Source organism: Parvibaculum sp. (assembly GCF_035511255.1).
In the GTDB taxonomy this organism is placed as follows: domain Bacteria; phylum Pseudomonadota; class Alphaproteobacteria; order Parvibaculales; family Parvibaculaceae; genus Parvibaculum.
This window is the reverse complement of record NZ_DATKFR010000162.1, coordinates 1-4,101: the sequence shown is the minus strand read 5'-3', so window position 1 is coordinate 4,101 and position 4,101 is coordinate 1. Positions and strand designations below refer to the sequence as shown.

5 protein-coding genes are annotated in these 4,101 nt (G+C 62.3%); 1 reads left to right on the top strand and 4 read right to left on the bottom strand.

Annotated features, from left to right (window positions below; genetic code table 11):
* Window positions 1-249: 249 nt before the first annotated feature.
* The 3 genes from VMR03_RS05930 to VMR03_RS05920 form a co-directional block, all read right to left on the bottom strand.
* On the bottom strand, window positions 250-399 hold the full coding sequence (locus VMR03_RS05930; RefSeq protein WP_325403215.1) for a hypothetical protein: 150 nt from the start codon (window positions 397-399) through the stop codon (window positions 250-252).
* Window positions 400-590: 191 nt separating this feature from the next.
* Window positions 591-1,838 (bottom strand): LLM class flavin-dependent oxidoreductase, encoded by a 1,248-nt coding sequence (locus VMR03_RS05925; RefSeq protein WP_325403213.1) that lies wholly within the window; start codon window positions 1,836-1,838, stop codon window positions 591-593.
* A gap of 116 nt (window positions 1,839-1,954) precedes the next feature.
* The gene (locus VMR03_RS05920) at window positions 1,955-2,209 is read right to left on the bottom strand and encodes a hypothetical protein (RefSeq protein ID WP_325403211.1); all 255 of its coding nucleotides are present in this window, start codon (window positions 2,207-2,209) and stop codon (window positions 1,955-1,957) included.
* Window positions 2,210-2,488: 279 nt separating this feature from the next.
* Here VMR03_RS05920 and VMR03_RS05915 point away from each other — a divergent pair, with 279 nt between their 5' ends.
* Entirely contained in the window at window positions 2,489-3,442 is a 954-nt protein-coding gene (locus tag VMR03_RS05915) for a glycerophosphodiester phosphodiesterase family protein (protein WP_325403209.1), read from the top strand.
* A 70-nt stretch (window positions 3,443-3,512) separates the two neighbouring features.
* Here VMR03_RS05915 and infC read toward each other — a convergent pair whose 3' ends face one another.
* Window positions 3,513-4,094: a translation initiation factor IF-3 gene (gene infC / locus VMR03_RS05910; protein ID WP_325403217.1), complete on the bottom strand. Its 582-nt coding sequence runs from the start codon at window positions 4,092-4,094 to the stop codon at window positions 3,513-3,515.
* Window positions 4,095-4,101 lie beyond the last annotated feature (7 nt).

Genomic DNA, 4,101 nt, shown 5'->3' with positions numbered 1-4,101 from the left:
GAATAGAAGGAGCCGCTCACATAAGCCGGCCCGTAGTAATAATTCGGACCCGGATAGTAGCCATAGGCCGGCGCATAAGAATAGGTGTCCGGACCGTCGGGATAGGCCACGCAGCCAGACAACCCGCCTCCAAGGCCGACGAGCATGACGAGACTGGCAAGCCTCAAACTTCCGCGCATGATGCACTCCTCTCGCCCCGATCCGCTTCAGAAACGAACCGCGCCTTTAAAAAGTTTCGTGGGCCGCACCTCAACGCCAATCGCGATAGCCGCCGCGATAGCCGTCATGATCCCGATGGTGATGGTGGTAGCCGTCGTCGGGCACCACGATGCAACCCGCCAGCCCGGCCGAGCTCAAAACGACGAATCCAAGTACGAAGAGTTTCAAAGTCCAACGCATGATCCGACTCCCGCAATAGCGAAGGCAATCCCTGTGGGGATTTCATTCGCCACGGTTTCGAGTCCGCGCGAGGCTCCGTACCCTTTCCGGCGCCGCACTCAGCCCGTGCTTCACGGGCCACCTTCAATGTGATGGACGCTCATGGCGAAACGATTGCGTCTTTACGGCGAAAGAGAGACCATAACGCAGGATCACTCCGCCGCATTCCCCTGGTTGACCTGCGCCTTGGCGACGGAGGCCTTGACCACCGGAATGTCGCTGTCGGCGAGCGGCTTCATCCAGTTCTTGCGGGCGAGCGCCGCCTCGATATAGGGCGCGAGTTCGCGCGCCTTTCTTTCCTCGCGCGCCGCGACCTCCGCCTTGAACTCGGGCATCACCTCGGCGGCGAAGAGTTCGAGCGACTGGCAGATGTGATCATGACGGTTGCGGCCGGCCTGCTGCATGAAGATCACCTGATCGACGCCGGCCGACTGGAAAGCGCGCAGATGCGCGCGCATGTCGTCCGGAGTGCCGATGCCGGTTGCGATCGCGTCGGCACGGGCGGCCGCGTCGATCACCTCCTGCGTACGATTGCCCCGCGCCTTGATGTAGTCGCCCCAGAGATCGGTGCGGCCGGGCACCGTGTCGTGGGCGACGAGCGCGTTCAACGCGTAGCCGAAGAATTCGAAGCCCTCGTGACCGCGGCGGATCGCCTCCGCGCGATCCTCATGCACCGAGAAATTCGAAACCATCGCGATATTGGCGTTCACCGAATGGCCGAGCGGCACGCATTCATCGGACTTGATGATGCCGTAATAGATTTCCGACCATTTATGCGCCTCGGCCGGATCGAGGAAGGAGAAGGCGAGCGCGCCGAGACCCAGCGAGGCCGCCACCCTGATCGTGTCGCGATTGGTGCAGGCCATCCACATCGGCGGATGAGGGCTCTGCACCGGCTTCGGCAGCACATTGCGGCAGGGCATCGAGAAATATTTGCCCTCGAACCCGGGATAAGGGTCGAGCACCATCATGTTCGCGACCTGCTCGCCGGCCTCGATTGCCATGGCGCGCTTTTCCTTGGCTGGAATGTTGAAGCCGCCGAGTTCCAGACGCGTCGCGCCTTCGCCGATGCCGAAATCGACACGACCTTTCGAGATGATGTCGAGCGTGGCGAGGCCTTCGGCGGTGCGTGCGGGATGATTGTAGTTCGGAATGACCTGGCGGATGCCGTGGCCGAGGCGGATGCGCGTCGTGCGCGCGGCGGCGGCCGATAGAAATACTTCGGGTGCGGATGAATGAGAATATTCGTCGAGGAAGTGATGCTCCACTTCCCAGGCGTGATCGTAGCCGAGCTTGTCCGCAAGCACGACCTGATCGAGCGCTTCGTGAAAGAGACGCGCCTCATCGCCCGGCAACCAAGGCTTGGGCAACTGCAATTCGTAGAACACACCGAACTTCATGCGATCCTCCCATATGATTTTCTTTTGGGAGGAGTATAGGCAAAGAAGGAGCGTCTACGAGCGTTTCATGCGCTCGTGTGCGGAGCTTCCAAGCCCGCCCGCGCGGAGGGCAAGTTTCAGAAGGCGACGCGCATATCGGACGGGGCCTGCTGGGAGCGTCCGGACGTACGCCAGGCGAGCTGCTGGCGGGCCGCTTCGACACGAACCGAGGCGGGCTCCTCTTCGATGATGCGCCGCAGCGCGTCGTCGCTCAGGCATGTGAGATCGATGGGGCCGACCTCGGCGATCGCCTGTCGCATGACGTGCTGACTGTCGTAGAAAGACATGCGGCGCCGACCCGTCAACTGTCTCCAGAAATCGGAGAAGGACATTTTACCGTTACCTCTTTCCGCCCAAAATGCACGACCGCCCCCGGCATCGCCGAGAGCCCACCGATACTGCGCAGAAGACGCCCCGCCCGACGGCCCCGTGTGAATCAACTCAGGTATATATATCCTATGGCTTATAATTATTGGCAAGGATGAAAAGTACTTACAACTAAAGTCTGATCCATTCGGGGCATGGACCAAGACGCTCCAGCCGCTTAGCTTCGAGTTCCGCCGCCATTCCGGATGTGAGCCTCCATCCGTTTCCCGATTCGAGATGATCCCATGACCAAACCGCTTCAGATCGCCCATCGGGGCGGCTCTGGCCTCTGGCCCGAAAACACCATGGAAGCTTTCGAGCGCGCCATATCGGCCGGCGCCGACGGCATCGAGCTCGACGTCCATCTGAGCCGGGATGGGGTGCTCGTCGTCCATCATGACGAGAGCCTGAAGCCGGCGATCGCGCGGGGACCGGACGGCCGCTGGCTCGAACGGCCGACGCCTCTTCTGAAGTCGCTGAGCTATGCCGAATTGCAACGCTATGACATCGGCCGGCTCCGGCCGGGCGCGCGCTATGGCGCCCATTACCCCGAACAGACGCCTTTCGACGGCGCGCGCATTCCGAAACTCGAAGAGGTCTACGCCCTCGTGAAGCGGGCGGCGAAGCCCGATTTCCGGCTCTATGTCGAGCTGAAGACGGCGCTGCTCGATCTTTCCCAATCGGCCGCGCCCGAGCCGCTGGCGGAAGCGGCGGTCGATCTCGCCCGCAAGGCGGGCATGTCGGCCCAGACCGTTTTCGTCTCCTTCGACTGGCGGGCGCTCGCGCATGCCAAAAAGATCGCGCCGGAAATCCGCAACGCCTTCACGACGCTTCCTTTCTACCAGATCGATCCGACGGACTCGTCGGCCGCACGCGATCCCGAATGGTCGGAAGATGCGGCGCTGCGCGCCGCCTCCGCCAGCGGAGCGCCCTGGGCGGCGGGCTTCGACTGGCGCGACCAGACGGGCCGCGATTTCGCCGAACGGATGCTGAAAGCGATCGCGGCGGCGCCCGCCGACGGCTGGTTCGCCTGGTTCGGCGACATCAACGCCGAGACGTCGGCACAGGCGAAATCGCTCGGGCTCGAATTGTCCTGCTGGACGGTCGATGCGCCTGCGGACATGACGAGACTTGCCGCGCTCGGCGTCGACGCGATCCTCACCGACCGGCCGGATGTGCTAAAAGACGTGCTCGCCTGAGGGCAAAAGGAAAAGGCCCGGCGCCCTGCGGCGTCGAGCCTTTCCTCGTCCCCGGTCCGGAGCGGCGGCCTTACTTCGGCGCCAGCACCATGACCATCTGTCTGCCTTCGAGACGCGGATGCGCCTCGACCTTGGCAATCTCCTCGACCTGGTCCTTGACGCGAATGAGAAGCTGCATACCGAGCTCCTGATGCGCCATTTCGCGGCCACGGAAGCGCAGCGTGACCTTGACCTTGTCGCCTTCCTCGAAGAAGCGAAGCATGCTCTTCATCTTCACGTCATAGTCATGCGTGTCAATGTTCGGGCGCATCTTGATTTCCTTGACCTCGACGGTCTTCTGCTTCTTGCGCGCCTCGTTGGCCTTTTTCTGGGCCTGATATTTGAATTTGCCGAAATCCAGAAGCTTGCACACGGGCGGCTTGGTGTTGGGCGAGACCTCGACGAGATCGAGTCCTGCCTCTTCAGCCAGCCTCATGGCTTCCTGTGTGGGGATCACGCCCCGCTTTTCGCCTTCGGCATCGATGAGCAGCACTGTCGGCTCATCGATCATCTCGTTGATGCGCGGGCCCTCGCGGGTGGGCGGCGCCTGAACTGGTCTGCGAGCTATGTAACCTTCTCCTTTAGCTGGTCCGAAAGGCCCCGCGAGCGGCATCCGCTCG